26 protein-coding genes are annotated in these 23,269 nt (G+C 71.0%); 7 read left to right on the plus strand and 19 right to left on the minus strand.

Annotated features, from left to right (window positions below):
• The first annotated feature begins 14 nt into the window (after positions 1 to 14).
• The 6 genes from BM242_RS10490 to BM242_RS10515 all read left to right on the plus strand — a co-directional run bounded on the left by BM242_RS10490 (position 15) and on the right by BM242_RS10515 (position 4,743).
• Positions 15 to 572 (plus strand): WhiB family transcriptional regulator, encoded by a 558-nt coding sequence (locus BM242_RS10490; protein ID WP_093838471.1) that lies wholly within the window; start codon positions 15 to 17, stop codon positions 570 to 572.
• A complete protein-coding gene (locus BM242_RS10495; protein WP_245833957.1) occupies positions 569 to 1,528 on the plus strand; it encodes a DUF2637 domain-containing protein in 960 nt (319 codons plus the stop codon). Before BM242_RS10490 ends, BM242_RS10495 begins: the two co-directional genes overlap by 4 nt.
• Positions 1,529 to 1,548: 20 nt before the next feature.
• On the plus strand, positions 1,549 to 1,848 hold the full coding sequence (locus BM242_RS10500; protein ID WP_245833958.1) for a hypothetical protein: 300 nt from the start codon (positions 1,549 to 1,551) through the stop codon (positions 1,846 to 1,848).
• The gene (locus BM242_RS10505; RefSeq protein WP_093838473.1) at positions 1,845 to 2,513 is read left to right on the plus strand and encodes a plasmid mobilization protein; all 669 of its coding nucleotides are present in this window, start codon (positions 1,845 to 1,847) and stop codon (positions 2,511 to 2,513) included. Before BM242_RS10500 ends, BM242_RS10505 begins: the two co-directional genes overlap by 4 nt.
• Positions 2,510 to 4,225, plus strand: coding sequence for a relaxase/mobilization nuclease domain-containing protein (locus BM242_RS10510; RefSeq protein ID WP_245833959.1), 1,716 nt, complete (start codon positions 2,510 to 2,512; stop codon positions 4,223 to 4,225). The genes BM242_RS10505 and BM242_RS10510 overlap by 4 nt, the downstream gene beginning before the upstream one ends.
• A gap of 209 nt (positions 4,226 to 4,434) precedes the next feature.
• Entirely contained in the window at positions 4,435 to 4,743 is a 309-nt protein-coding gene (locus BM242_RS10515) for a GIY-YIG nuclease family protein (RefSeq protein ID WP_093838474.1), read from the plus strand.
• Positions 4,744 to 5,351: 608 nt separating this feature from the next.
• Here the strand turns inward: BM242_RS10515 and BM242_RS10520 are convergent.
• The 8 genes from BM242_RS10520 to BM242_RS10555 all read right to left on the minus strand — a co-directional run bounded on the left by BM242_RS10520 (position 5,352) and on the right by BM242_RS10555 (position 10,732).
• The gene (locus BM242_RS10520; protein ID WP_245833960.1) at positions 5,352 to 5,639 is read right to left on the minus strand and encodes an esterase; all 288 of its coding nucleotides are present in this window, start codon (positions 5,637 to 5,639) and stop codon (positions 5,352 to 5,354) included.
• Between the two features lie 146 nt (positions 5,640 to 5,785).
• The gene (locus tag BM242_RS10525; protein WP_093838476.1) at positions 5,786 to 6,007 is read right to left on the minus strand and encodes a hypothetical protein; all 222 of its coding nucleotides are present in this window, start codon (positions 6,005 to 6,007) and stop codon (positions 5,786 to 5,788) included.
• Between the two features lie 414 nt (positions 6,008 to 6,421).
• Complete coding sequence (locus tag BM242_RS28880) at positions 6,422 to 6,988, minus strand: hypothetical protein (RefSeq protein ID WP_139238309.1); 567 nt, start codon at positions 6,986 to 6,988, stop codon at positions 6,422 to 6,424.
• 37 nt (positions 6,989 to 7,025) lie between these two features.
• A complete protein-coding gene (locus BM242_RS10535) occupies positions 7,026 to 7,886 on the minus strand; it encodes an SPDY domain-containing protein (protein WP_093838477.1) in 861 nt (286 codons plus the stop codon).
• Between the two features lie 16 nt (positions 7,887 to 7,902).
• Positions 7,903 to 8,757, minus strand: a complete 855-nt coding sequence (locus tag BM242_RS10540; RefSeq protein ID WP_175541352.1) for an SPDY domain-containing protein — start codon at positions 8,755 to 8,757, stop codon at positions 7,903 to 7,905.
• 178 nt (positions 8,758 to 8,935) lie between these two features.
• Positions 8,936 to 9,418 carry a hypothetical protein gene (locus BM242_RS10545; RefSeq protein ID WP_093838479.1) on the minus strand — a complete coding sequence of 161 codons (483 nt, stop codon included), beginning with the start codon at positions 9,416 to 9,418 and terminating at the stop codon, positions 8,936 to 8,938.
• The gene (locus tag BM242_RS10550) at positions 9,415 to 10,179 is read right to left on the minus strand and encodes a hypothetical protein (protein ID WP_093838480.1); all 765 of its coding nucleotides are present in this window, start codon (positions 10,177 to 10,179) and stop codon (positions 9,415 to 9,417) included. Before BM242_RS10550 ends, BM242_RS10545 begins: the two co-directional genes overlap by 4 nt.
• Before the next feature lies 1 nt (position 10,180).
• A complete protein-coding gene (locus BM242_RS10555; RefSeq protein ID WP_093838481.1) occupies positions 10,181 to 10,732 on the minus strand; it encodes a DUF4913 domain-containing protein in 552 nt (183 codons plus the stop codon).
• A 454-nt stretch (positions 10,733 to 11,186) separates the two neighbouring features.
• Here BM242_RS10555 and BM242_RS28885 point away from each other — a divergent pair, with 454 nt between their 5' ends.
• Entirely contained in the window at positions 11,187 to 11,738 is a 552-nt protein-coding gene (locus BM242_RS28885) for a hypothetical protein (RefSeq protein ID WP_139238310.1), read from the plus strand.
• 118 nt (positions 11,739 to 11,856) lie between these two features.
• Here the strand turns inward: BM242_RS28885 and BM242_RS10565 are convergent, their stop codons facing one another.
• The 11 genes from BM242_RS10565 to BM242_RS30785 form a co-directional block, all read right to left on the minus strand.
• Complete coding sequence (locus BM242_RS10565) at positions 11,857 to 13,038, minus strand: DnaB-like helicase N-terminal domain-containing protein (protein WP_093838483.1); 1,182 nt, start codon at positions 13,036 to 13,038, stop codon at positions 11,857 to 11,859.
• Complete coding sequence (locus BM242_RS10570; protein WP_093838484.1) at positions 13,035 to 14,822, minus strand: type IV secretory system conjugative DNA transfer family protein; 1,788 nt, start codon at positions 14,820 to 14,822, stop codon at positions 13,035 to 13,037. The genes BM242_RS10565 and BM242_RS10570 overlap by 4 nt, the downstream gene beginning before the upstream one ends.
• A gap of 112 nt (positions 14,823 to 14,934) precedes the next feature.
• Complete coding sequence (locus tag BM242_RS10575) at positions 14,935 to 15,690, minus strand: hypothetical protein (RefSeq protein WP_093838485.1); 756 nt, start codon at positions 15,688 to 15,690, stop codon at positions 14,935 to 14,937.
• An 18-nt stretch (positions 15,691 to 15,708) separates the two neighbouring features.
• Positions 15,709 to 17,208: an ATP-binding protein gene (locus BM242_RS10580; protein ID WP_093838486.1), complete on the minus strand. Its 1,500-nt coding sequence runs from the start codon at positions 17,206 to 17,208 to the stop codon at positions 15,709 to 15,711.
• A 39-nt stretch (positions 17,209 to 17,247) separates the two neighbouring features.
• Positions 17,248 to 17,694 carry a DUF6238 family protein gene (locus BM242_RS10585; RefSeq protein ID WP_093838487.1) on the minus strand — a complete coding sequence of 149 codons (447 nt, stop codon included), beginning with the start codon at positions 17,692 to 17,694 and terminating at the stop codon, positions 17,248 to 17,250.
• Between the two features lie 35 nt (positions 17,695 to 17,729).
• Positions 17,730 to 19,199, minus strand: coding sequence for an SCO6880 family protein (locus BM242_RS10590; protein ID WP_093838488.1), 1,470 nt, complete (start codon positions 19,197 to 19,199; stop codon positions 17,730 to 17,732).
• Between the two features lie 87 nt (positions 19,200 to 19,286).
• Positions 19,287 to 20,720: an SCO6881 family protein gene (locus tag BM242_RS10595; RefSeq protein ID WP_425443830.1), complete on the minus strand. Its 1,434-nt coding sequence runs from the start codon at positions 20,718 to 20,720 to the stop codon at positions 19,287 to 19,289.
• A gap of 36 nt (positions 20,721 to 20,756) precedes the next feature.
• Positions 20,757 to 21,458: a hypothetical protein gene (locus tag BM242_RS10600; protein ID WP_245833961.1), complete on the minus strand. Its 702-nt coding sequence runs from the start codon at positions 21,456 to 21,458 to the stop codon at positions 20,757 to 20,759.
• Positions 21,458 to 21,769, minus strand: coding sequence for a DUF6112 family protein (locus BM242_RS10605; RefSeq protein ID WP_093838490.1), 312 nt, complete (start codon positions 21,767 to 21,769; stop codon positions 21,458 to 21,460). Before BM242_RS10605 ends, BM242_RS10600 begins: the two co-directional genes overlap by 1 nt.
• Before the next feature lie 67 nt (positions 21,770 to 21,836).
• Positions 21,837 to 22,931, minus strand: coding sequence for a C40 family peptidase (locus tag BM242_RS10610; protein WP_245833962.1), 1,095 nt, complete (start codon positions 22,929 to 22,931; stop codon positions 21,837 to 21,839).
• The gene (locus BM242_RS30785) at positions 22,928 to 23,062 is read right to left on the minus strand and encodes a hypothetical protein (RefSeq protein WP_281254677.1); all 135 of its coding nucleotides are present in this window, start codon (positions 23,060 to 23,062) and stop codon (positions 22,928 to 22,930) included. The genes BM242_RS10610 and BM242_RS30785 overlap by 4 nt, the downstream gene beginning before the upstream one ends.
• Positions 23,063 to 23,269: the final 207 nt, after the last annotated feature.

The following is a 23,269-nucleotide window of genomic DNA, read 5'->3' on the forward strand; positions in this document are numbered from 1 at the left end:
GGAGAAACCCACGCATGGACACCAGCCCGACATCCCCTGCCCACCGCACCCTCGGCGACCACACCTGGCAGACCCGTGCCGCCTGCCTGCCGACCGAGGCGAACCCCGTCGACCCCGAGATCTTCTTCCCGGAGCCCGAGGAGACCGACCGCATCGCCACCGCAAAGGCGCTGTGCGCCCAGTGCCCCGTCCGCCGCACCTGCCTGGACGCCGCCCTGGAGAACGGAGACCGCCACGGAATCCGGGGCGGCCTGACCGAGGAGGAGCGCGACCCCCTGCACCGCAAGATCCGCGCCCGGCTCGACTACGCCCGCGTCAACGCCGTGCTCGCGGGCCGCGACATCCACCTGACCGACGCCGAACGCCAGGCGGTCGCTCGGGCCGCCTACCAGGCAGGCACCCCGGCCACCCGCCTGGCCTGGCTGCTCAAGGTCACCGAGGAGCACGCCGAGAAGCTGTACCGCCGCGTCCGGCGCCAGGTCCGCAACCGCTCGCTCAGCACCACCGAGCAGCGCCCGACCCGGCGGAAGCCCGGACGCCCTTCCCGGTCCGACCTCGGGCAGGCCGCATGAGTACCGCCACCATGACCGCTACGCCGGCACCCCCGCGCATCACCGGCTGGGACCGGGCGGCCATCGTCGCCCTCGGCGGAGCTGGCTGTGCCCTGAGCTATGACGCGCTCCAGCAGATGGCCACCGCCATCCACGTCCGCGGCCTGCTGACCTACCTGTTCCCCCTGGTCATCGACGGCTTCATCGCCTACGGCGTGCGCGCCCTGCTGGTGATGCGCACCGCCCCGTTCCCGGCCCGCCTGTACGTGTGGTTCCTGTTCGGCACCGCGACAGCCGCCAGCATCTGGGCCAACGCCCTGCACGCCGTCCGGCTCAACCAGGTGAGGCCGGACAGCGGTGGCCTCCGGCTGGGAGACCTGACCGTCGGTGTCCTCTCCACCCTCGCGCCGCTCGCCCTGGCCGGAGCGGTCCACCTCTATATCCTTATCGCCCGGCGGGTGACCGGAACCGCTGTCCCCGGTCACCTCGGACAGCCGGGACACCAGGGTGACCGGATCGGACGGCCGGAGCGGCCTGCCCCTGTTTCCGGGCAGCCCTCCCCGGCCAACGGGCCGTCCCGGGTCACCGATCACCCCGTCCGGGCCAGCTCTCCGGAGCGCGGCCGGAACCCCGCCCCCGCAGTGACCACCCCGGTCAGCCGAGCCGACGGCGACCCGGCCAGACCCACTGACCAGGGCCTTGACCTGGGCGGACAGCCGTCCGGAAGACCCGCGCCGGTCACTCGTCCCCGCACCGGGACGGCCTCGACCGCCCCCCTGACCCGGACCGCCTCGGCCTCGGACGAACTCCTCCCCATCGCCCGCCGGGCGGTCACCGAGACGGGCCGGGTCACCCGGGCGGTGGTTGCCGAGGCCATCCGGGGTCAGGGTCTCCCGCTGTCCAACGCCCGGCTGACCGACCTGATGCGGCAGCTCCGTGAGGACCTCGGACAGCCGTCGGACGAGCACGCGGCCTGACCCGGACACCACCCGCCAGGGTGTCCGGACCGGCTCTCCGGCCCGGACACCCGGCAGCGACAGCAGCCAACCGCACCCTTCCGGAGGCACCGCTGATACGTACCACCCCCGCGACGGCCGCCGAGGTCGACGCCTGGATCACCGTCCTGCACGACCGGGGCCACCTCCACCGCGCGGTCCCCGGACCCGCCGGCACCTGGACCGTGCAACGCACCGCCGATAGCCGGCCCCGAACGCTCCACCACCCCGTTCTGGCCATGGACTTCGTCGCCGAGCTGCTCCTCGAACTTCGCAGCCGGGACGCGGAGCCGCCCCGATGAACCCGGTCGACGATCCGGCCCCCGGCGACGGGTCGCTACCGGAAGCCACTGCCGCCACCGGCGGAGCAAGGTGTCCCCTTGGATATCCCAACGGGCTATCCAAGGGGGTTGCCCTCGCCCAGGGGGGCGAGGGCACGTCGTCCGTTCCCCGCGCGGGGGCGCGCGGGGAACGGACGAGCCTCCGTCACCAGGGGGCGCCGGAGACAGAAGAAACCGCTACCGTCGCCGACCCCGAGCCGCCGCTCGCCTCCCGCCAGCCCGCCTTCCCCGACCGTCGTCCGCGCCGCCGCACCTACCAGCCGTCGCATCGCGAAGACATCATCGCCGCGCGCTTCACACCCGACGAGAAAGCCGAGATCGTCGCCGCCGCCAAGCGGACCGCCGTCTTCCCCTCCGGCTTCCTCGCCACCGCCGGCCTCAATGCCGCCCGCGGCGCGGTCGCCGTCCATCGCGACGCTCAGCTCGACGACGCCATCGACGAATTGGCGGCCCTGCGCGCCCAGATTTCCCGCGTCGGCAACAACATCAACCAGATCGCCCACGTCTACAACGCGGGCGGCCGACCACGCCCCGGTGAACTCGCCCACGCGCTGACCGTCCTCGTCCGCACCCTGCTCCACGTCGACGCAGCCGCCGACACCCTGGCGGGCAGGCGCACTCGGTGATCCCCAAGATCCGGCGAGGCTCGCGCACCTACGGACTGCTTGCCTATCTCTACGGCCCCGGCCGGCGGGACGAGCACGTCGATCCCCACCTGGTGGCTTCCTGGGACGGCTTCGCACCGGACCCCGGCCGTGACCCCGAAGCCACCCTGGCGCAGCTCGCCCGAGCCTTGGACCTGCGGGTGAAGCAAGCCGGGAAGCGTGCCCCCGCGCAGCACGTCTGGCACTGCTCCGTCCGCACCGCACCCGACGACCGCGAACTCAGCGACGACGAATGGGGAAACGTCGCGCGCGCGATCGTCCACGCCACCGGCATCGCTCCGGATGGTGACCCGGACGGCTGCCGGTGGGTGGCCGTCCGCCACGCCGACGACCACATCCACATCCTGGCCACCATGGTCCGCGGCGACCTGCGGCGTCCCCGGATCAGCTACGACTTCAAGCGCGCCCAAGCCGAGTGCCGACGCCTGGAGAAGGAACTGGGCCTCCGCCGTCTCAACGCCGGTGACGGCACCGCCGCCCGCAACCCCACCAGCGCGGAGCGCTTCAAAGCTGAGCGCACCGGCCGCACCGAGACGCCACGGGAAACCCTCCGCGCGGCCGTCCGCCAAGCCCTCGCGGGCGCCGCCACCGAAACGGAGTTCTTCGACCGCCTTGCCGCCGCCGGCCTGCGCATCAACAAGCGGTACGCCCCGTCCGGCGACGTTCTCGGCTATACCGTGGCCCTCCCCGGGGACCGCAACCGCGACGGCCGGCCCATCTGGTTCTCCGGCTCCCGCCTCGCTCCGGACCTCTCACTGCCCAAAATCCGACAGCGCCTGACCGCCGAACCTGCTCCGTCCGAGCGCCTCCGACCTGCGCCTGCCCGCCGAGCCGCCATCCCCGCCGTCGAGAGCGCACTCCGTACCCTCCACGAGAACCCGGACGCCGCCGCGGCCCACCTCGTCGGAGTCGGCGAGCTCCTGGACGCCACCGCCCAGACCGCCCCGGCCGCAACCCGAAGCGAACTCGCGGCAGCGGCACGCTCCTTCGAACGCGCTACTCGCTGCCACCTCCGAGCCGAGCAAGCGGATCTCCGCGCACTGCGCTCGGCAGCCCGAGGCATCGCTCACGCTGGCAACGCCCTCGGCCGGGGCGAAGACGGCGGCACCACCGCCATGCTGCTCTCCACCTTGGTCCTGGCGGTGATCGTGGCAGCTCGCTGGCACGCAGCCCGTGGCCACGCCCAGCAGGCCGCCGCCGCTCATCAGGCTGCCACCCACCTCCGCGCCGCCTACCAGAACGCTGCGAGGCCCGCTCTCCGCGCCTGGAGCCAACAGGGCCGTCATCTGCCTGAGCCCGCCCGTGCCCGGTATCAGGCGGTCGTGCGGGATGCGCTGCCGACACGGCTCTGGCAGCAGGGGCGCGGCGACGGCAAGGATGCCCTCCTCGCCACACTCCACCAGGTCGAACGCGCCGGACATGATCCAGCAGCGCTGCTCAAGCAGGCGATCGACCTCCGCGAGTTGGACAGCGCCGACAGCATCAACCAGGTGCTCGTCTGGCGTCTTCGCCGTATTACGGCCCTGCCGGGGCACCCCGACACGCCGCTCACGGTGGTCCGGTCCGTCGGTCAACGCGCAGCACCAGCTCACCAGAGGACCGTCGCCGAGGGTGGGGCTGCGGCAGACCCCCGTTTGTCGGCTGGTGCTCCTTCACGGCGTCCCGCACGCTGAGGTCCCGACCCTCGAAGAAGGGAAGCGGCGGCCGACCTGAGCTCGTCCGTCCCCGCCTTCATTGTCCTCTGGCCCCCGCCCAATGTCTGCAAGCGGATCCATCGCGCCGGGCCACCGCCGCCGCCCTCCTCACCCGACACCGAAGAGACGAGCCAGCCGTACCATCAGTGTCCGGACGAGATGTCAGTACGTACCGTTACTGTCGTGGGATGAAGGTGATTTACAAGATCACGTACCCAAACGGGAAGATCTACATTGGTTCGGATCGCACCGACAGTCGGCTGACCTACTTCGGAAGCCCTTCGAAAGAGCTTCTGGACCGTGACTTTGACCGCGCCGAACTGCAAGACTTCACGATCCGCAAGCAGATCCTCTGGCAGTCTGAAACCGCCACGACTGGCGAAGTGCTCCGACGCGAGAACGAGCTCATCGTCGAACATGGCGCGAATGATCCTGACCGCGGCTACAATCAGCGGCCACTTTATCGGCAGAGCACGACACCGACACCGATGCCGTAGAGTCACCACCAGCGGCACCATGCTGCGCGACTACGCACGTAGCCCATTTGTGTCGAGTTCCATCCTGCGGGAGGACTCGATCTCCCTCACTCCGTTACAGGTACACGGCGTTTGTGCTGCCTGTGATGAAGGGAGACGAGTGTGGACCGGATGAAGTTGGGGTCGATCGTGATATGGGCGGCATCGCACTCGAGAGCAGCCGATTGGTATGAGCTGTCCGCCCCGCCGGCGCCAGGGGACCAGCGGCCGGGTTGGCGGGCGGTTCTGTACCCGTATGAGTTGACCGTGACGGGCCTGCTTGTCATCTGCTCTGCCTGTGGCGCTCGCCAGGACTGGATGATTCTTTGTCTTGCCAATGAGGTCAGTATTCGCTGCCGTTGTTCGCATCAGTGGCTGGAGCCTGACATCACGAGGGCTAATTTCGACTCGATGATTTGCGAGCCAGGAACGAGCCACCGCGATGTGAGCGCCGCCATTACGGCCCTTGGGTATGACGGAACTTTCGCCGGGACGTACCTCATGTCCGGAGATCGGTGACGGGCTCTGTGAAAAACAGCGCGGGGGCCGGAAACCCCGTCGGAGGGGTTTCCGGCCCCCGCACTGCCAGTTCAGAGGGTAGCGAGGTGATTCGCCAGGTTCAGGGCGTCGGTGGCCACGTGGAGAGCGGCACATAGGCCGATCGCCTCGTACACCGTGGGATGAATGATCGGCGACCACTCTCCGTGAAGGCCGGGCCATCTGCCGAGCAGCACCTCTTGTGAGGGAAGACCCAGCTGGGCCGTGACATCCATCCCGCCGGTGGCGGACGTGGCCCAGGTGAGCAGGACTCCGCCCAGCGGCAGTGAGCTCCGATCTCGGCTGTCCACCCGCGAGATCTGGAGAACGTCACCGGGCATGGCGGAAATGGACCGCACAATGGCGCCCCGGGTGTCGGTGGGCATGGGGCGGCGGGTGTGTCGGCGGAGAGGTGTCCAGGTGCTGGGTGTGGGGGGATCCGCGATCGATGGCCTCCGCTTGCTGACGTGGGACGAGGACGTGTCGGTCATGACCAGTCGAGTTCCGTCCGGACGCTTGGCGGCAGGTATCCCTCCTGGCCGTCTTCGGCGATGAAGACGGCCGGTCCGTCGTCGCCCTGGTCTTCGACCACTCGTCCGACCAGGTGGGCGAACGGCCAGTCCGGGTTGATGGCGAGGCGAACGGGGAGATCGTGGTCGAACACATCGAGCTGGTGGATGAGCTGGCCGACGGTGAGTGACTTGGGCATGCGGACCTCTCGCTTCGGGACGGCTCGGAGTGACGGGACGCCTATCGCGGATTGGCCCGGTGGCTCGCCAGATGATTTCTCCGTGCGGAAACCACATACGTCTTGACGGTCGCCCTGATTTTCCAGGTGCCGCAGGAACAGATCGCCTCAAAGCTCGTCCGACCCGGGCACTCCGGGTGCAGCGGCTTACCGGAAGGCGAATGCTTGTGGGCTGCGGGACACGGGCTGCCGTCCTCGTGCCGGGTAATGAGAGGCGCGGTGTGGCGGGGAATAGTTTCCTCCAGGTGGTGCGTACCGAGTGCGGTTCTGTCGGTAATCCCGGGCTTCCCGTCCAGGAGGTCCGTAGATTCGCATGGTTTGCACTGAGATCTCCACTCGCATGCGCCACTTCCGCGTCTGCCGTGGGCGAACTGATTATGCGCGGTGAGGAGAGGCAGAAGCGGACGGAGGACCGTCGGAGGAAGGCCGATGAGGAGGGCACGTCGGCACACCACTGGATTGGACAGGGGATGGGGCAGAGTCCTTGGGCAGCGGTTCCTCTGCTCGTTGTGAAGCGATTGTCGTCCTTGCCAGCGCGGCCATCAGTCGGGAGTTGGACGAGGTGAGGAACGGTCCCAGGTGATGTTCCCGGGCCCTGGCAACCAGGCCGCGCTGGACATCGATGGGCTGCCGGTCGATCCTCGTCATCATGTGGGCGATGCCTGGCGAGAAGGATGACCGGGCCGGAAATCCGGCTGCTGTGGCGATGAGGCGGACGGCGTCTGCCTTGATCATCAATGCGTAGCAGGTGTCCAGTTCGCTGATCTCGCAGACGTGTTCGGCGACATCGAGGAGGAGCTCGGACAGGGGCAGAGCATCGTCCGCCATGACCTGCTCGGTGAGGCCGAGCAGCGTCAGTGTGGCGCTGTACAGCTGGTCATTGACGGTGGCGTCGTAGGGCCAGAAGGAAGTCGCGGTGGGGTCGGGCGCGTAGTCGGACAAGGACGTGGCCTCCATAGTCGAGCGGGGGTGAGCCGGATCAGCGGTGGCGTGGGGTCGCCGGTGCCGGTGCGGAACCGGCGGCACGGGCTGGAGGCCCCGCCGGAGACTCCAGGGCTGCGGCAAGAGAGAGGCCAGAGCGGGACTTGGCGGCCTGGCTACGGGTCGGCTGCTCGAGTCCCCCGCCCGCGGTCGGCGTGGGCCGAAGCGGAGTGACGGTGACGGTCTCGCGGGACAGATGCCGCACCTGGGCGTGGTGGCGGACGACGGGTGCTGGATCGGTGATAGCGGTGGTGATCGCGGTCACCAGAGCGACGGGAACGAGGCTGGTGCAGGCCGCGTCCCAGGAGGCGGCGCCAGCACCGCCCCGGATGAGCCACTTGTCCTCCCCGCCCCTCAGCTCGGCCGCGCGGTTCAGCACGTGCTTGCGGTAGCTGAGGCCGGCGAGCCGGTCGGGGGAGTCGAAGGAGATGTATCCGGGCTCGTCCGTGCGCGCCCATCCGGCCTTGAGCAGCGGCTCCATGGCGCGGGCGGCCGGCCGGACGGGTCCGTGCAGGTGCGCGTCGTCGCCGTACTGCTGGGCCAGGGCCGTGGTGAAGCCCTCGACAATCTCCACCGGGGCGGCGCTGCTGAAGGTGCTGACCCACAGCGGGGCACCGAAGGGATCTTCGTAGGCCGCGATCTTCCACAGCGTCTCGTCCTCGCCTTCGGCGAGATATCCGAGGCGGGCCGAGTGGTCCGGTGCCGTGAGGAAGACGTTGCCCAGCGGGTCCTTGTCCAGGCTCCAGTTCTGGTCCAGGAGCGGCCGGAGCGCTGGGTCTCCGATGTCCACCGGTCCGGCCAGGTAGCGCGGGGAGACGTGGTAGAGGGCCGACGGGTCTTCCGGGAAGGAGGTGCTCATGGCGGCTCCGGGGAGGTCAGCGGCGTGGCCCCGGCGCGGGGCCGGAAGGCCGGAACGCCGGGGAGGAGGGGACGGCGGGGTCGGGGAGGAGGAGACCGGGCGTGGTGGACCGCGCCCGCGCGGTGGCTGAGCGGGAAGGACCCGGATCGGCGAGACGCACCTCTGCCAGGTGCGGCAGCACGCCGAGCGGGAGGTCGCGAAGCCTGCGGACGACCGGATCCGGGGCGCTGAACACCTGCGCCGCGGCGGTGATCAGATACAGCGGGGTGGCGCTGGTGAAGGTGGCGTGCCACCGGGGACCGCTGGTCAACTCTTGGGCGTTGCAATACAGAGCCCACTGCGGCGGCTCGGCACCGGCCAGCTCGGCGTCGTAGTCGACTCGGCCCCGCCGGATGCTGAAGCCGGCGTACCCGTCGGGTGCGAGCTGGTGCTGGGCATCGGTGAACACTTTGGTCTCCCACCCCAGCTCACTGAGCAGCGTGGCCGGCGTCGTACCCGGCTGGCGCGGCCCGCCGCTGAGGTAGTCCCGATGGTTGGTCCGCAGACCGTCGACGAGGGTGGTGGTGAAGGCGGCGACGATCTCGGTGGGCGTGGTCGAGCTGAACGACGCCGACCAGACGCGCGTGTCCCCCGGCGCGCGTGTGGCGTCGATCTGCCAGGCGCGGTCGCTCCCAGCAGGGGAACGAGTGACGAAGACGGTCTTGCACGGGCTGGCGAAGCGAGCACCGGCCTCGTTGACCGCCTCCGTCCAGCCTGGCGCGGCCTGCAGCAGACGGTCGGCCAGCGCGGGATCTCCCGTTCCGGCGAAGTAGACGGGGCTGACCAGCAGCGGTGCATCGGGGGGAAGTTCTTGCAGGTTGGGATGAGTCACAGAGGGCCGCTCCAGGCGGAGGGCGGCGGTGGCCGCGGAGGGCAGGGACCATGGCACGGGCGCGAGAGGCGCTCGGCCGGTCTCGGCGGCGCGGACATGTCGGTCACCCGCCGGACTTCTGGCACGCCGCGCTGGCGATCGAGTCCACCGGCACCCACACCGTGTGCTGGGCGGACGGTCATGCTCGGGCCCTTCGGGGGACAGACGCGGACGAGGGAGCCGAGGGGCGGTTGGAGGCGGAGCCGGTGGGGACGTCCGGAACGCTGCGGAGGTGGGGTGAGCGGGAGCGGGCTGCCTGGGCACGGCGTCCGGCCGCTGGCGGGGTCTCGGCCGCGACGGAACTCGTGCGCTCCAGCCGTTGATGGGCGATGCCGTACACGGCGCCGGCCTCGCGCTCTCCGACCGCGATGAGATAGATCTCCCGGCGGTGGCGGCTGCCGGCAGGGGCGTCGCGGAACTGGATGACCAGCCGCCACTCGGCCTTGGGATCGACGTAGACCTTGTGGCATCCGGCCAGGCGGCCCTGGAGCGGTGCACTGCGCTCGTTGCCGTGGACCAGGTGCTGGAGTTCCAGCAGCGCCAGGTCCCGGATGTGGGCCGGCACCTCCCGGAGATCCGCGAGCGCTTCCGGGTGCGCGGCGAACGCGTACCGGGCGGTCACGGCAGGCTCCGACGGGTGGCCGGCCGGGAGGCGGGCGGAGCGGCGGGTGGCCGTTCCGCACCGGTAGGCGGAGGAACCGGGGAGGCGGTGACCGAGCGGGAGCGAGCGGCCTGGCAGCGGGCGGTCGCGGCGTCGGCGAGCGGGGCGGCCTCTGGGAGCGGGGTGTCCCGGTTGAGCAGCCACTTCCGGGCTGCGTCCGTGTCCGGGAAGGCTCCCTCCCGCAGAGTGTAGGTGTAGTCAGTGGGGTGGAACTCTTCGAGGAACACCCGCACCGGGAGTCGGCCGGAGGCCGGGTCGGCGTCCCGGACGAGCACCCAGACCTCCTCCGGCACGGAGTCGTGGGTGTCGTGGTCCAGAACCTGGTAGCGCCCGCCCGAGTGCACAATGTGCTGTGCCATCCGCCGCGTGGCGGCGTCGACGGGCTCGAAAAACTCACCCGGGTACGGCTCGACGGCCTCCGGCACGCAGCCGCGGTTGACCAGCCAGAGCCGCGCGAAATGCACGCTGGCCTGCCGCGCGTGGTCGGCATGGAAGGAGCGGCTCTCCGGGTTCCGGACCAGGTGCAGCGACACAAGCTGAGGCGCCCCGGGGAGTCCCCACGTGGCCGAGGAGTCGTGCATCAGCAGGTAGCTCTGGCGGCCGTCCGAGGTGTGGCTCTCGGCCATGATGTGGAACACGTCGTCGAACAGCTCGAGATGTTCCAGCAGGAGCGCGGTTTCCTCGTCCGCTGGGGCGAGGCCGCTGACGCGGTAGTCGTTCACGTCAGGCTCCCGCGGCGGGCTCGGGCGCCGGGAGCAGCCGGTGGTGCGGGCGGGCCGGGCTGGTGGTGCAGGCGCCAAAGGGTCCGTCCGCCGAGCGGAGTTGCAGCAGAGCCGGGTCGAGATGGTCCCGGTGCCACACACTCGGCCCGCTGGGGCCGGCGCCGATGTCCGTGAACTGCTGCCAGGCCAGCCAGAGGGCGTGCAGACGCGCTACGGCTTCCGGATGGTCCTGCCACCGCTGGCACCAGGGGCGCGCGGTGCTGATCTCCCGGCCGTAGACGGGCAACAGCAGGTGATGCACCCAGGTGGTGAGCGCGGCCAGCTCCGTGCGGTACGCCTCCTCGTCCAGGGCGAGGATGAACGCGGATTCGGCTTCCGGCTCGGGCTGTTCACCACCGTCGCCGGGGCGGACGGACGTGTCGTCGGCCTCCTCGGCGAGGCGGTCCAGCAGCTGACCGTGCGCCCGGGTCTCGTTGACCAGGCGGGCGACGGTGGCGACGAGGTCGTCGAGATCGTTATCCGGGACGCGAATAGACTCAGGCTCTTCCGGCATGACGAGGATTCCTCCAACGTGCGCGGGTCATTGGAGGACGAGGATCCGGAGATACCCGGATTTGGAGCTGCCGCAGATTTGATGTAGAAACCGCCCAGTACGGAAAGCTGCGAAGATGGTTGAGCTACTGGACAAGGACTCTCCGGAGTCGACCTGGCCGCTTTCGTTCGCACTATCCGTCGAGTGTTGAGAGCTCTATAGCCGTCGGCTGATGGTCGGCGGCCTGGTGCCGGGCCGCCCTCTATGTCGGCCGATAGGTGAGATGGGCACGGACTCGTTGCGGGAGGCCAGGTCCGCTGTTCTGCTGAGCGGCTCGCTCACCCTCGCCGATGGCGTTGTGCTGTCCACCCCTTGTCTCGGTGTCCGGGGTCTGAGCGCCTTCGACCCCGTGAACGAACCCTGTGGGCCACAATGCCTCTCTGAGAGCGCCGAAGAGATAACCCGAGGAGCAGAGGTGGCAGAAGAACGAAGAGGCCGAGGCAGCCGACTGCCCTACAACCAACGTGTCGCTTCCACAGACGTGGGACGAATCGTCGGCACCGGGACAGTTCTCGGCCTCATCGCCTGGGGACTGGACGACCTGACCCACGGACTCTCGTGGATGGCCCTGGCAGTGTTCCTCACGGCTTCGTGGGTAGAGGAGGCCACGGTGCGGAACCGAGTGTCAGCAGCGTGGAACTCACGGGTCACCGCCGATGACGCTCCAGGGATCATCGGTGCACCGACACCGGCGTACAGCATGAGAGTGGAAAGCGACGAAGGGAATGTTCCCGGAATGGCAGTGCCCCTCCAGACCGGTGGGGTGTCCTTCGTCTCGGCCGGCGGTGCAGCACTCCAGTACGCGCCGTCCGAGATTTTGGAGATCGATCGAAGCCTGCCTTACAACCGGATCCAAATAACCACGACCAGCACTATCAGGCCCGTCATCCTCGTTTACCCTCAGAGTTGGAACCTCCACGCGTGGCAACGCATCAAGGACAAGAACAGTGCCGAGCCGGGTGAATAGGCATTCACGATCAACGACGAGGACATGCAGGCTGGGCTTGAAGGGTCTGGGCTGTCTCTCATGGAGATTGCTGGGCTCCGCACATTGGCGTGGAGCGTGCGGCAGCGGGATGAGGACGTCATGCGTGGTTACGGTGGATCGTGCGGAGCCCGGGCAGGGCCGTGGCCGATGAGGGCGGTGCCGGAGCGGGCCGACTGGCGGCAAGCGGGCGGCTGCTGCGGGCACGGGCGGCCTGGGCTCGTGCAGACGGAGCACGGGACGGTGGCTGTGCTGGATGGTTCTCGGATGGTGCGTCTGATGTGGCCCGCCGCCAACGGGTGCTGACCTCGTCCAGTGGGCGGAGCGCGTGGAGCGCGCGGCCGATCAGGCGGCCGGGAGTCAGGGCGTCGTCCTCGGCCACATCGCGGACGGTCCGCGCCGAGGTGGCGGCCACGCGGAGCAGGGATGCCCGAAGGACTTGTTCGGCCAGGTACTCGGCCGAGCCGGAGCTGATCCCGGTGTCGAGGTCGCGGACCTCGTCGCTGGTCACGGTTCCGTCGGCGAGTAGTCCTAGCCGCTGGGTCTCCCAGAGCAGCGTGAGGCTGTCGATGGGGTCGCCCCGGTGGTGGAGGGCCGTCAGACAGAGATAGAGCCGGCCATGTGAGGGAAGGGCGAAGTCGGCCGGACGCAGCCAGGGCGCTACCTCGTCGAGGCCGTCCGGGCGGGCGATCAGCGCGGAGAGCAGTAGCCGTTCCTCCGCCACCGCTTTCTCCTCCGGAGGACGATGATCGGTGTCAGCCGGGGACGGAGTGGAGCCGTGCGGGGCGGAGCGGGGTTCTGTGCCCCATCGGCTGCGGAGGTCGGTGAGGGATTCGGTGAGCACCTGGGCGTAGTGCAGGGTGTCCTCGACCTCGCCGCCAGCAGCGTCGGTGCGGGCGGCCTGGTGGAGCCGGATGGCGTGCTCGGTGACGCGGCGGTGGATCGCGCCCTCCAGGACCATGCGCCCGTAGAAGTGAGCGTGCCGGGGGCGGGGGCAGGCCCGGACAAGGGAGTGGGCGTATGCCGATGTGAGTCCCCGGACGTGCTGGCCGGCCTCGGCGACCGCGTCGTTCACCCAGGACAGGGATGTCGCCGTGTCGGCGGCGGTAGTCATGCCGGGGTGGCCGTCCTGGTGGAGTTTGAGCAGGGCCGCGTAGAGCGCCCGGTGCATCGGGTGGTGGAAGTGGTCTGGTTCAAGCCAGCCCGTCAGCCCGGCCACCCGCTTCGGTTCGAGTAGTGCCGCTCCCAGCACCGCCTGCTCGGCTTGATGCAGCGGCTTCATGCCGTCTGCCCGAAGTCATGGCGGCTGGGTCGGCCTTTGGCCAGGGCGCGGTCGGTGATGGCGGCGGTCGCGCGTGCGGAGGCGGCACCGAGGCGGTCCGCGTCCGCCTCGCGGTACCAGGGTTTGAGGTTGAGCAGTGACGGCCGCACGCCGGTGGCCAGGAGCAGGGCGGAGCCCTTGGGCAGCGCGCGTATGCCGTCCGCGGCCAGGATGCGTTCCTGGCGCATCGAGACCGATGTGGAGCGGCCGGAGGCGCCGTGCGACTTGGAGATGGTCTGCACGTCGTGGTCGCCGACCAGGCGCGAGAGCTTGTCGGCGAAGTCGGCGTCGTCGATTCCGGAGCCGATCAGCTTGACGGTGGCCGCGGACCACAGGGCGTCCATGCCGGCCTCGCCCCACACCCGTACGCCCTGCCGGTAGGACTGCAGGATCGTGATGGGGATGACGCCTCGGCTGCCGAGGTGCGAGTACAGGTCGGGCAGATCGCTGATCTTGCAGACGTTGGCGGCCTCGTCGAGGATCGCCAGCAGCGGCGGGTCCAGGCGCCCGCCGTCGCGTTCGGCCTGTGCCACGGCCTCGCGCATGACGGCGTCGGCCGCGGCGGCGATGATCGCCGAGGCTGAGCCGCCGCCGTCCTTGGACAGCAGGAACAGCGTGTCGGTGCTGGTGGCGAACTGCTCGGGCCGGAACTGCGGGACATCGTCAGCCGGGGTGACCCAGGCGGCGATGCCCGGATCGAGGAGGCAGGCGGCGTACTGGCGGGCGGTTTCGAAGATGCCGTCGCGGGTCTCCACCGCGCCGGCCACGGTTCCCTGGAGCTGAGCGGCGACGGCGTGCAGCCCGGCGTCCTGGAGCACGTCCACCGGGGTGCGGTCGGCGGGGGAGGCAAGCCAGCCCAGCACGTCCGTGATCGGCCTGTCGTCCCGGGCCGCCGCGAGGAACAGCGCGGTGAGCGTGTTCGCCGCCGCGGTGGACCAGAAGTCACCGGAGCTGGATTCGTCCACCGAGGCGGTCACGAAGTGCTGGGCCAGGCGGCGGGCACCGGCCAGATCGTGGGCGTCGGCGAGGATGTCCCACCACATCTCCCGAGGCGCGTGGGCGATCTGCTGGGGGTCGAGTGTCCAGACGGTGCCGAGCTCGGCCCTCGCCTCCAGCGTCGCGGTGTAGGCGTCCCGGGCTGCCTTGTTGGAGGTCAGCAGTACCGGGCCGGGCGCGCGGAGGATCGCTGGGATGGCCAGCCCCGAGGTCTTGCCGGAGCGGGGAGCCATGATCGCCAGGAGCACGTCCTCCCACGAGGAGCGCACCTCATCCTCACGCGGGGGAAGCGTGCCGAGCAGCACGCCCCGGTCCTCGGGACGAATGTGCCGGGGCTTGTGCCCGGACAGACCCGGCCGCAGCTCGGCGGCCTTGGCGGCCGTCTGCCTGGGCAGCAGCGCCGCGAGCTCCCGTCGACCGGCGAGGCCGGTGCGGGGGCTGCGGAAGCGGTGCCACCCGAGCACGGCAACGGAGCCGAGGAGCACGGTCAGGACGGCCGGGACGAGGCGGGCGCTGACCAGTACGGCGGCGGGCGGGAGCTCCGGCCACAGCCGGTCGGGGTGGAAGAGGGCGGTAACCGGCTCGTAGGACGCCCAGGACGCCGGGCCGTACCAGGCGGCGGCGAGGTTGCCGGACAGCCAGGCCAGCGAACCGCAGGCGAGGCCGAGGCCGGCCAGGGCGAGCATCAGATAGAGGAGGGTGTCGGTCCCGGTGGTGACCGAGGGCGGGTTCGTACGTGGGGATGACACAGGGCACTCCGCTGAGGGCATGAGGCGGGAGGGGGAAGGCCGGAGCGGAGGTGTCGTCTGGTGCGCACGTTGCTGATCTCCTTGCCGTGGCGGGGGAATGACGGATTCGGGGTCAGCGGCGGGGCGGACCGGCTGGGCGCGGAGTTGTGGTCGGCCTGGGCGTTTCCGACGTTGCCGGTTCGGCGTCGCGGGGTGAGGTGACCGCCCTGGGCGATCCCGTGCGGGCCGCCGCTGCGCGGGCGCTGAGCTGTTCGGCCGGAGCCGTCTGCTCGGCCACGGGACGGCGAGTCGGATGTGCGACGTGGGCGTCGGCGAGGACGTCTCGGAGCATGCCGATCTCGTACACATAGCCGTCGATGCGCTCGGCGATGTAACCCAACCGCTCGGCGTAGCGAGGGGCGGCCGGTTCGTTGTCCAGGCAGGCCCACCAGTCGGCGGTCGCCTGGAGTGCGCTGATGGTGTTGTCCAGGATGCCGTCGACGGGAGAGGTGAACTCGGTCAGCAGGGCCGCCACCTCGGAGGTGTGGGAGGCCGTGGAGATGCAGTAGGCCAGTTCGCCGACCCGGTCGCCCAGCGGGACGGGGTTCGCGGTCGGGATGATGGGCCGGTCACCGCCGAGGGATGCGCCGAGGGTGACGCGGTAGCCGATGGCGGTCAGGGCCGCCGCCGACCGGGAGGCGCGGTCGGCCTGCTCGGCGGGATCGGTGACTCCCTTGGGGAGGCGGTGCCAGGTCTCGTTGAGGCGGACCACGGCGATGAAGCCTCCGGCGCGTTGCAGGACGGCCGAGGCCAGCGCGTCGCCGCCGCGAGCGGTGACCTGGTCGGTCGAGGGTTCCCGGTCGATGCGGATGTCGAGGCTGCTGGTCATGGTGTGGGACCTCCGTGCTCAGGCCTGCATGCGGGTGTCGGTGTCGAAGAGCTGGTGTTCGTGCGGGTGGAGGATGTGCTGGGTGATGAAGCTCCGTCCGGCGACCTTCCACAGCCCGCGGCCCTTGGTGAGCGCGGAGATGGCCTGGGTCTCGATGCCGGTCAGTCCGAGCAGGGAGGCGGCGGTGGAGAGCTGGTCGGGCTCCTGGCGGTAGATGATCCGGGTGGAGCAGTCCGACAGCAGGCCCTCGGCCAGGGCCCGGCCGCGCGATCCGGCGTCGCCCGCGGTGAGCAGGTCGGACAGCCGGTGGATCACCATGAGGTTGGCGATCCCGAGACCCCGGGAGAGCTTCCACTGGCTCTGCATGCGTTCCAGCAGGGCGGTGTGGCGCATCACCCGCCAGGCTTCGTCGTAGATGACCCAGCGCCGCCCGCCGGTGGGGTCGGCCAGGGCGGACTCCATCCAGGCCGAGGCGCAGGTCATGGCCAGGACCAGGGCGGTGTCGTCCCCGGCGCCGCCGAGGCGGCACAGGTCGATGGTCAGCATCGGCGCGGTGGGGTCGAAACGGACGGTGGAGGGCGCGTCGAACATGCCGGCCAGGTCGCCGTGGACGAGGCGCCGCAGGGCGTGGGTGAGGTCCTCGGCGGCCCGGCCCAGGCGCCGGGTGCGGTCGCCGGCGGCGGTGTCGAGGCGGTCGGTGGAGCCGAGGGCGGCGGCGATGTCGCCGAGCAGCGGGGTGGTTCCCTGCTCCGCGCAGGCGGTGACGACCAGGTCGAGCGCGACATCCAGCGCGGTGTGTTCCATGGGCAGCAGGTCACGCCCCAGGACGGTGCGGGCCAGGGAGGCGAGCAGCAGCAGGCGGCGCTTGCGGACCTCGCCGGCCCAGTCCTCCGGGTCGGTGCCGGCCGGACGGTCGGGGGCGTCCAGCGGGTTGAGACGGCCGGGCAGCCCGGGGCCGAGGGCGATGGTGTGCCCGCCCAGGGCCTGGGCGACGACCGTCCACTCGCCCTTGGGATCGCACGGCACATAGATGCGGTAGCCGTGGGCGACGGCCCGGGTGGCGAGGGACTTGGCCAGCGCGCTCTTGCCCATGCCGATGATCCCGGCCAGCAACATGTTGGGGTTGGTGAAGCCCTCCAGACGGCCGTAGAGAGCGAACGGGTCGTAGCAGAACGCGGCTTCGGCGTGGACGTCGCGGCCGATGTAGATGCCTTCGGCGCCCAGCCCGCCCTCGGCGAGGAAGGGGTAGGCACCGGCGGCGACGGCGGTGGTCATCCGGTGCGCGGGCAGCTTGAGCTTGCCGCCGCGCGCCGACGCCGGTCCGGGGCGGCCGTTCGGAGGGTAGGTAGCGCGCAGTTCCGGGTCGGGTCCGCGCCGGTCGCCCTGGTGGACGGGTGCGGCGGCGACGCGGGCGGCCTGCCGGGCGGCGGCGTATCCGGCGCGGGCGGCACGCTGCTGGGCGCGGGTGGCGTGGCGGGGCACGAACAGCGGGCTGGCGCTGGCGCGGGTCCTGGGCATGGCGGGGATCCTCCGGTCGTACGGGTGGGTCAGTGCCGGTCAGTGCCGGGTCAGACCGGTAAACGGGTCGTGCAGGTCGGCCGGAGTGGTCTGGCGGCGGACCCGGATGGCGGTGCGCAGATGGCGCTGGCAGACGGTCAGCTCCGGGGCGCCCTCGGGCAGCCGTGCCCGGCACGCCTCGGCGTCCGGCACCTGACCGGTGCCCGGTCGGGGGGCCGCGTGGTAGGCGGCGTGCAGGTGCTCGGCGGCCTGCCACAGCCGGGTGCGGACGGCCCGCAGGTGGTCGGCCTCGCGCGGTGCGGTGATGGCGGTGCGCGCGGTGTGCAGGTCGAACAGCCCGTGCAGCGAGATCAGATGGGCGTGGAGGGAGTCCAGCTCGGCCCGTCCGGCGGCCAGGGACCCGGCCGGTACGTTGAGCGCGCGGTGGAAGTCCACGGCCGCGGTGGCGTACGGGATGAAGTCGGAGACGGTGTCGGTCGGCGGCATCGGGTGGCCCTTCGGTGGTGCGGTGGGCGGGCCAGTCAGGGGCGGGCCAGGGGCAGGGCGGCGGCGGTGAACGCCTCGGCCTGCTGCCAGGTGAGCTGCCGCAGGTCGATCAGGGCGCCGACAGCGGCAGTCTCGATGGCGGCGCAGGCGGCCCGCAGCTCCTCCTCGGTGTCGGCGGAGACGGTCAGCAGGCCGGTCAGCGCGATGTCGGCGTGCCCGGCGATGAGCTGGCGTTCGCGCTCCTTGATGTCGGCGTATTCCACCGAGTCCTCCTCGCTGTCCACCTGGCCCTTGCGGGCGCGTTCGGCGGCGTCGGCGATGACGGTCGCCTTTCGGCGGCGGATGTCCTTGAGCGCGGCGTCCAGGTGCTGGGGCCGGTAGGTCAGGGACAGGCTGCGGCGCACACCGGAGGTGAACAGCACCTGGTGGAGGAAGCCGGCGCCGGTCTCGGTGCGCGGCCAGTTCTCGATCCAGAAGGTGGTGTGGTGGGCGGAGTCGGTGGAGACGTGGTCGGCCTTCTCCACCAGGACCACCGGGCCGGCCGCCACCGGGTCGGCCTGCGGGCGGTCGGAGCCGGACCAGCGGTCCAGGGCGGCCAGCGCCTTGGGGTCGTAGGCCGTCCGGACCACGGCGGCGATCTCTTCTGCGGTCAGCCATCCGGCGGGGGAGAGGCCGGCGGTGCGCGCGGCCTGGTCGAAAGTGGCGGTGAGCTGGGTGAGAACGGAGAAGGCGCCGGTCAGTCCGCCGCCGGCCTGGTTGATCAATCGGCGGGCGGCCTTGAGGTCCAGGGCGAGCGCCACATACGCCTCGTGCGGGGCGGCGGCCGGACCGGCGGCGGCCAGCAACTCGCCGTAGACGGCACCCGCGACGGGGGTATCGGGGTCGCCGTGCTCGGCCCAGTAGCGGTGCAAGGCATCGCCGGAGTCCGGAACGGTGCGCTCCAGCACCTGCACGCGGGCGATCTGTCCGGTGCGGGCCAGCGCGGCGAGGGCACGGCCCCAGCCGGCCACGTTGGCGTTCTGGGTGGCCGGGTCGAGCAGGGCGAAGGCCCGGGAGGAGACCTTGACCACGGCGGTGAGTGTGGCGTGGTGCGGGTCGTGGACGGCTCCGTACCGGCCGTCGGGAGAGGCGATGACCCGCAGCGAGGCTGCGGTACCGGGCAGGTGCAGCAGCCCGGCACGGCGCGGCCGGGTGGACGGCCGGGCCAGCCAGACGAGCTGCCCGGTCAGGCGGCGGGCGGCGTACCGGGCGGCGATCGGGGCCCAGTCTGCCAAGGCGCGTCCGCGGTGGCGGACGAAGACGCCGAGGGCCACGGCCGCCCACAGCGGCAGCAATTGCAGGGTGCCGGTCACTCCGGCGGTCAGGATGACCGCCATCAGCAGGACGCCGGTCGCCGCGGTGGCCACGAGCTGCGGTGCGGTCAGGCCGAGCAGCACGCCCCGGCGGGAGCGGTGGGGGAACTTCACGGTGGCCGGGCTCTCCGGCCGGGTCGATGCGGAATGCATGTCGGATGCGGTCCTTCGGTGCGGGAGGGCAGGGACGGGCCGCGGACGCGCCTCGGCGGCGCGGCCCGCCCCTTACAGGGAGAAGGGTCAGGACGAGGCGGGCCCCTTGCCGGGCGGTGGTCCCGGGTAGACCCACCGGACCGGGGACTCCGAGCCCTGCGGAGCCGGACCGACAGGCGGTCCGGCCGGGCCCCGGCGCGCGGGCGGCCGGACGGCCGCGACGCCGTACGTCGTGGCTGGCACGGACGCGGCGGCACCGGCCGGTTCCGGCTGCGCGCCTGCCTTGGCCAGGGACACCGAGGCGTCTTCGGAGGGGGCCGAAGCCCCAGCAGGCGGGTCCTGGCCGGGACGGCGGATGAGCGGCTGATCCCGGTCACCGTCGGTGCGCGGGCGGCGGATCAGGGCCTGACCCTTGTCACCGGTGGCCGCCGGGTCCTCGCCATAACGGAAGGTGCTCTGCTTCTCCGCCGAGCCGGTGGCGCCGACCGGGTTGATCGTGGAGGCGACCCCGCTGCCGTTCACCCCGGCAACCTGCTGCGGACCCTGCGGAGCCGGAGCCCCGGTGCCGGCCTGCATGGCGAGCGTGCCCGCGGTCTTGGCCGCCCCGGCGGCGACTGCCATGCCGGCCACGCCGGTGCGGTGCATCTCCTGGCCGCCCGCCCCGTCCCCGGCCCACTGCACAAACTTGTAGGTGGCGTACGGGCAGAGCAGCACCAGGGCCATCACCACGATGCCGGCCATGGCGTCGGACAGGGCCGCCAGCCCGTCCTGCGGTTCGCTGTTGCCCATGGCGCTGACGCCAATGAGGAAGACGATGGTCATCAGCAGCTTCGAGACCACCAGGGTGGCGGTGGCCTCGATCCAGCCCCGCCGCCACCGCTTGGCGACCTCCCAGCCGCCGCCCGCCCCGGCGAAGACCGCGAGCGTGACCAACACCAGAATGCCGACCTTGCGCGCCACCATCACACCCCAGTACAGGAACGCCCCGATCGCGCAGCCCAGCGCCACGAACGCCGGAACGGCCCAGCCCAGCGGGTACATCGCGCCGAACTGCGAGACCCGTACCACCCGGCGCACGGCATCGTCCACGCTGCTGTTGGCGACCTGGAACAGCCCTGCGCTGAGCGCGTCCACCACGGTCAGCGCCACCGCCGTGACCGAGATCGCGGCGAAGCTGAAGAAGACCCCGGCGACCGTGCCGGTCACGGCGCGGTACAGTGCCCGCTCGTCGCGCCGCCAGGCGGCGAGGACGAGCTGGAGACAGAAGGTGCCGACGGTCAGCACCAAGCCGATGGGCAGCAGCAGTTCGTAGTTGTCGCGGAACCAGCCCGCGTTGAGGTCGACGGCGGTGGTGGAGTCGACCGCCCTGGCCGCCAGGTCGGCCGCGCCGGCAGCCAGCTCGCCCATGGACTTGGCGATCCAGGCCCCGATGCCGTCGGTGACGGCCTCCCCGGTCTCGGAGACGACGCCGCCCACGGCATCGCACACTGTGTTCATCAGTGGCAGATCACAGGCTCCCACGGGGCAGCACCTCCTTTCCCTTTCGGTGCGGATCGGTCACGGGGCGACGTTCGGCAGGACCGCCGCCAGCGCGCAGGGCCGGCCCGGACGGCACTGGACGGCGAGCGTGATGGCTCGGGCCTCTGCCCCTCCCTTGCCGGAGCCCTTCCAGGCGATCGACTGCTTGCCGGAGACCGTCACCGCGTAGACGTACGCCTCGGTGATCGCCGCCGGGTTCTCTTTCAGCGCCTGCTCAAAGGCCAGGGGGAAGTGCCCCTCGTGCGCGGTGGCGGTGGCGCGCTGGGCGTTGTCCGCCATCTGCCGCCACAGCACCGGCGAGGGCACCTGCGCCTCCACCGAGGCGACATCGGCGTACCGCTTCTCCCTGGTCACCCACTGGGCCAGCGCCGCGAGATGCTCCTTGTGCGTGGCCGATCGGGTGTCGTAGGACCACAGGGCCTCGGCCGCCGCCTTGGCGAACTCCACCGGATCGGTGGTCCGTGGCGGCTCGGCCGGCACCGCGCCCGGAACGTGGGCTTCGTCTTCCGTCGGAGCCGGACCAGCCACCGGCTCCTCCACCTCGGCGGCCCCAGCGCCCTGCGTCTCCTCGGTGACGGAGGGAGCCGCCACCGGTTCCGCTCCTCCACGGGTCAGACAGGCCAGCAGCCCGGCCAGCATGGTCAGAACCGCCAGCACCACACCGCCCACCAGGACCCGGTAGCGCATGCTGGGCCCGCCGTACATCGCGTCGGTCGGCATCACTGCACCTGCGTCCCGAGCGCGGAGAAGAACGCCACGATGCCGTTGGCCGCACCCAACAGCAGTGCGCAACCGGCCGCGACGACCGTGCCCTTCTTGCCGTTGGCCTCGGCCTGGTGGCCGCCGGAGTGGTGACCCCACGCCCACACCAGGGCGCTGATCGCCAGGGCGCCGACCACCGCGATGATGCCGAAGAGGTTGATGCTGCCCATGACGCTCTTGAGCACATCCAGCCCCGGCAGACCGCCCTCCTGCGGAGTCACGCCCGGGTCGTAGGCGAGCAACTCCGCCGCCTTCTCAGCAAGAAACATCAACAGAACTCCTGTTCGAAATAACAGTGCGGCGGTGCCGCGTGAAGAACGAGATCGAGAGAAGGCGTCAGACGACGCGGCGGATGGCGAGCACGTCGTCCTCCCAGTCCGCGAGCGTGGCGATCCGCACCACATCGCCGGTCCGGGGTGCGTGGACGATCAGGCCCGAGCCGATGAACATGCCCACGTGCTCGGGAACGGCGGCGCTGCCCTCGGTGAACCCCAGATCACCCGGCCGCAGCTCCTCCAGCCGGACCGCCCGGCCCTCCTTGACCTGGGTATAGGTGGTGCGCGACAGCTCCACCCCACCCGCCCGGTAGGCCATCTGCATCAGCGAGGAGCAGTCACAGCGCTGCATCGGATCCGGGCCGTGCGCATCGGTGCACGACCCGCCCCACTGGTACGGCGTACCGAGCTGGCCCAGCGCCCACCGGATCGCGATGCGCACCGGTTCCGGCGCCAGCTCCGGGATCTTGTATCCCTCCGGCAATGCGCCGGCCGGGATCGGCCCGAACTGCGTGCCGTCCCCGCCCGCCAGCTCACCGCACCCCGCAGCCGGCACGGCGGCACCCTCCACCTCCAGCACCGCCGCGATGGACTGCTGCAACACGGTCGCCAGCGGCTCCCACTTGGCGTAGGCGTCCGCCCAGGCGGATGCCTGCACCGCCTGGGCGGCCTGGGTGACGGTCAACGACTCCCAGCCCGGCACCTGCCGCAGCGCCTCGTAGAACTTGGTGCTCGCATAGACCGGATCAAGAATCTCCTCCGCGCTGCCCCAGCCCTGCGAGGGACGCTGCTGGAACAACCCCAGTGAGTCCCGGTCGCCGTAGGACAGGTTCCGCAACCCGCTCTCCTGCAACGCGGTGGCCAGCGCGACGACCTGTCCGCGAACGGGGACGCCCATGGCCACGCCGGTCGCCTGGACCGTCACCGCGAGCGGAACCTGCTCCTCGGGCGAGTCCAGCCCCGGCACCGACACATCTTCGGCGCCCTCACCTCCCAGAACGGCCCGCACTTGCCCGGCCACGGCCGCCGCGTCCACAGCCTGTGGAACAGTGCACGACGACGCGGCGGCCTTCCCGGCCAGCGCCATCATCAGCGGTGCTCCGAGCAGCAGCGGGCCGGTCGCCGCCAGGCCGACGATCACGCCGGTCGTCTTCACCGCATCCGCCAGGCCATCGGGGCGAGAAGCCCGGCCAGGGCCGGCTCCATAGGTATCAGGGCATGCTGCATCAGCAGCTCCTTGTCGCAGAGGGCGCGGTGCCGGTGTCTCGTCGAAAAGTCCGCCGGCACCGCGCCGGTGAATCAAAAAGCGCCCCTCTGAAGAGAAGGCACAGCAGTCCGGAACGGAAACACACACCACCGGACTGCTCACACCTCAAGCGGCAGCAAGCCGCGCTCCTAATCTCTTTCCCGGCACCTCAAATACCCCCATCCTCCGGACGGAATAGCACGCAAAACCACAGCTCAACAGACCAGTCCGAGAGCCCGGCCCGCGAA

Origin of the sequence: Streptomyces aidingensis, from assembly GCF_900112355.1 — a bacterium.
Taxonomy (GTDB): domain Bacteria; phylum Actinomycetota; class Actinomycetes; order Streptomycetales; family Streptomycetaceae; genus Streptomyces; species Streptomyces aidingensis.

What these genes read in the sequence shown, in the direction of transcription:
- BM242_RS10490 (WP_093838471.1), top strand. Translation starts at nt 15, where the DNA reads ATGGACACCAGCCCGACATCCCCTGCCCACCGCACCCTCGGCGACCAC.
- BM242_RS10495 (WP_245833957.1), top strand. Translation starts at nt 569, where the DNA reads ATGAGTACCGCCACCATGACCGCTACGCCGGCACCCCCGCGCATCACC.
- BM242_RS10505 (WP_093838473.1), top strand. Translation starts at nt 1,845, where the DNA reads ATGAACCCGGTCGACGATCCGGCCCCCGGCGACGGGTCGCTACCGGAA.
- BM242_RS10515 (WP_093838474.1), top strand. Translation starts at nt 4,435, where the DNA reads ATGAAGGTGATTTACAAGATCACGTACCCAAACGGGAAGATCTACATT.
- BM242_RS10520 (WP_245833960.1), bottom strand. Translation starts at nt 5,639, where the DNA reads ATGCCCGGTGACGTTCTCCAGATCTCGCGGGTGGACAGCCGAGATCGG.
- BM242_RS10525 (WP_093838476.1), bottom strand. Translation starts at nt 6,007, where the DNA reads ATGCCCAAGTCACTCACCGTCGGCCAGCTCATCCACCAGCTCGATGTG.
- BM242_RS10535 (WP_093838477.1), bottom strand. Translation starts at nt 7,886, where the DNA reads ATGAGCACCTCCTTCCCGGAAGACCCGTCGGCCCTCTACCACGTCTCC.
- BM242_RS10555 (WP_093838481.1), bottom strand. Translation starts at nt 10,732, where the DNA reads ATGCCGGAAGAGCCTGAGTCTATTCGCGTCCCGGATAACGATCTCGAC.
- BM242_RS10565 (WP_093838483.1), bottom strand. Translation starts at nt 13,038, where the DNA reads ATGAAGCCGCTGCATCAAGCCGAGCAGGCGGTGCTGGGAGCGGCACTA.
- BM242_RS10575 (WP_093838485.1), bottom strand. Translation starts at nt 15,690, where the DNA reads ATGACCAGCAGCCTCGACATCCGCATCGACCGGGAACCCTCGACCGAC.
- BM242_RS10580 (WP_093838486.1), bottom strand. Translation starts at nt 17,208, where the DNA reads ATGCCCAGGACCCGCGCCAGCGCCAGCCCGCTGTTCGTGCCCCGCCAC.
- BM242_RS10585 (WP_093838487.1), bottom strand. Translation starts at nt 17,694, where the DNA reads ATGCCGCCGACCGACACCGTCTCCGACTTCATCCCGTACGCCACCGCG.
- BM242_RS10590 (WP_093838488.1), bottom strand. Translation starts at nt 19,199, where the DNA reads ATGCATTCCGCATCGACCCGGCCGGAGAGCCCGGCCACCGTGAAGTTC.
- BM242_RS10600 (WP_245833961.1), bottom strand. Translation starts at nt 21,458, where the DNA reads ATGCCGACCGACGCGATGTACGGCGGGCCCAGCATGCGCTACCGGGTC.
- BM242_RS10605 (WP_093838490.1), bottom strand. Translation starts at nt 21,769, where the DNA reads ATGTTTCTTGCTGAGAAGGCGGCGGAGTTGCTCGCCTACGACCCGGGC.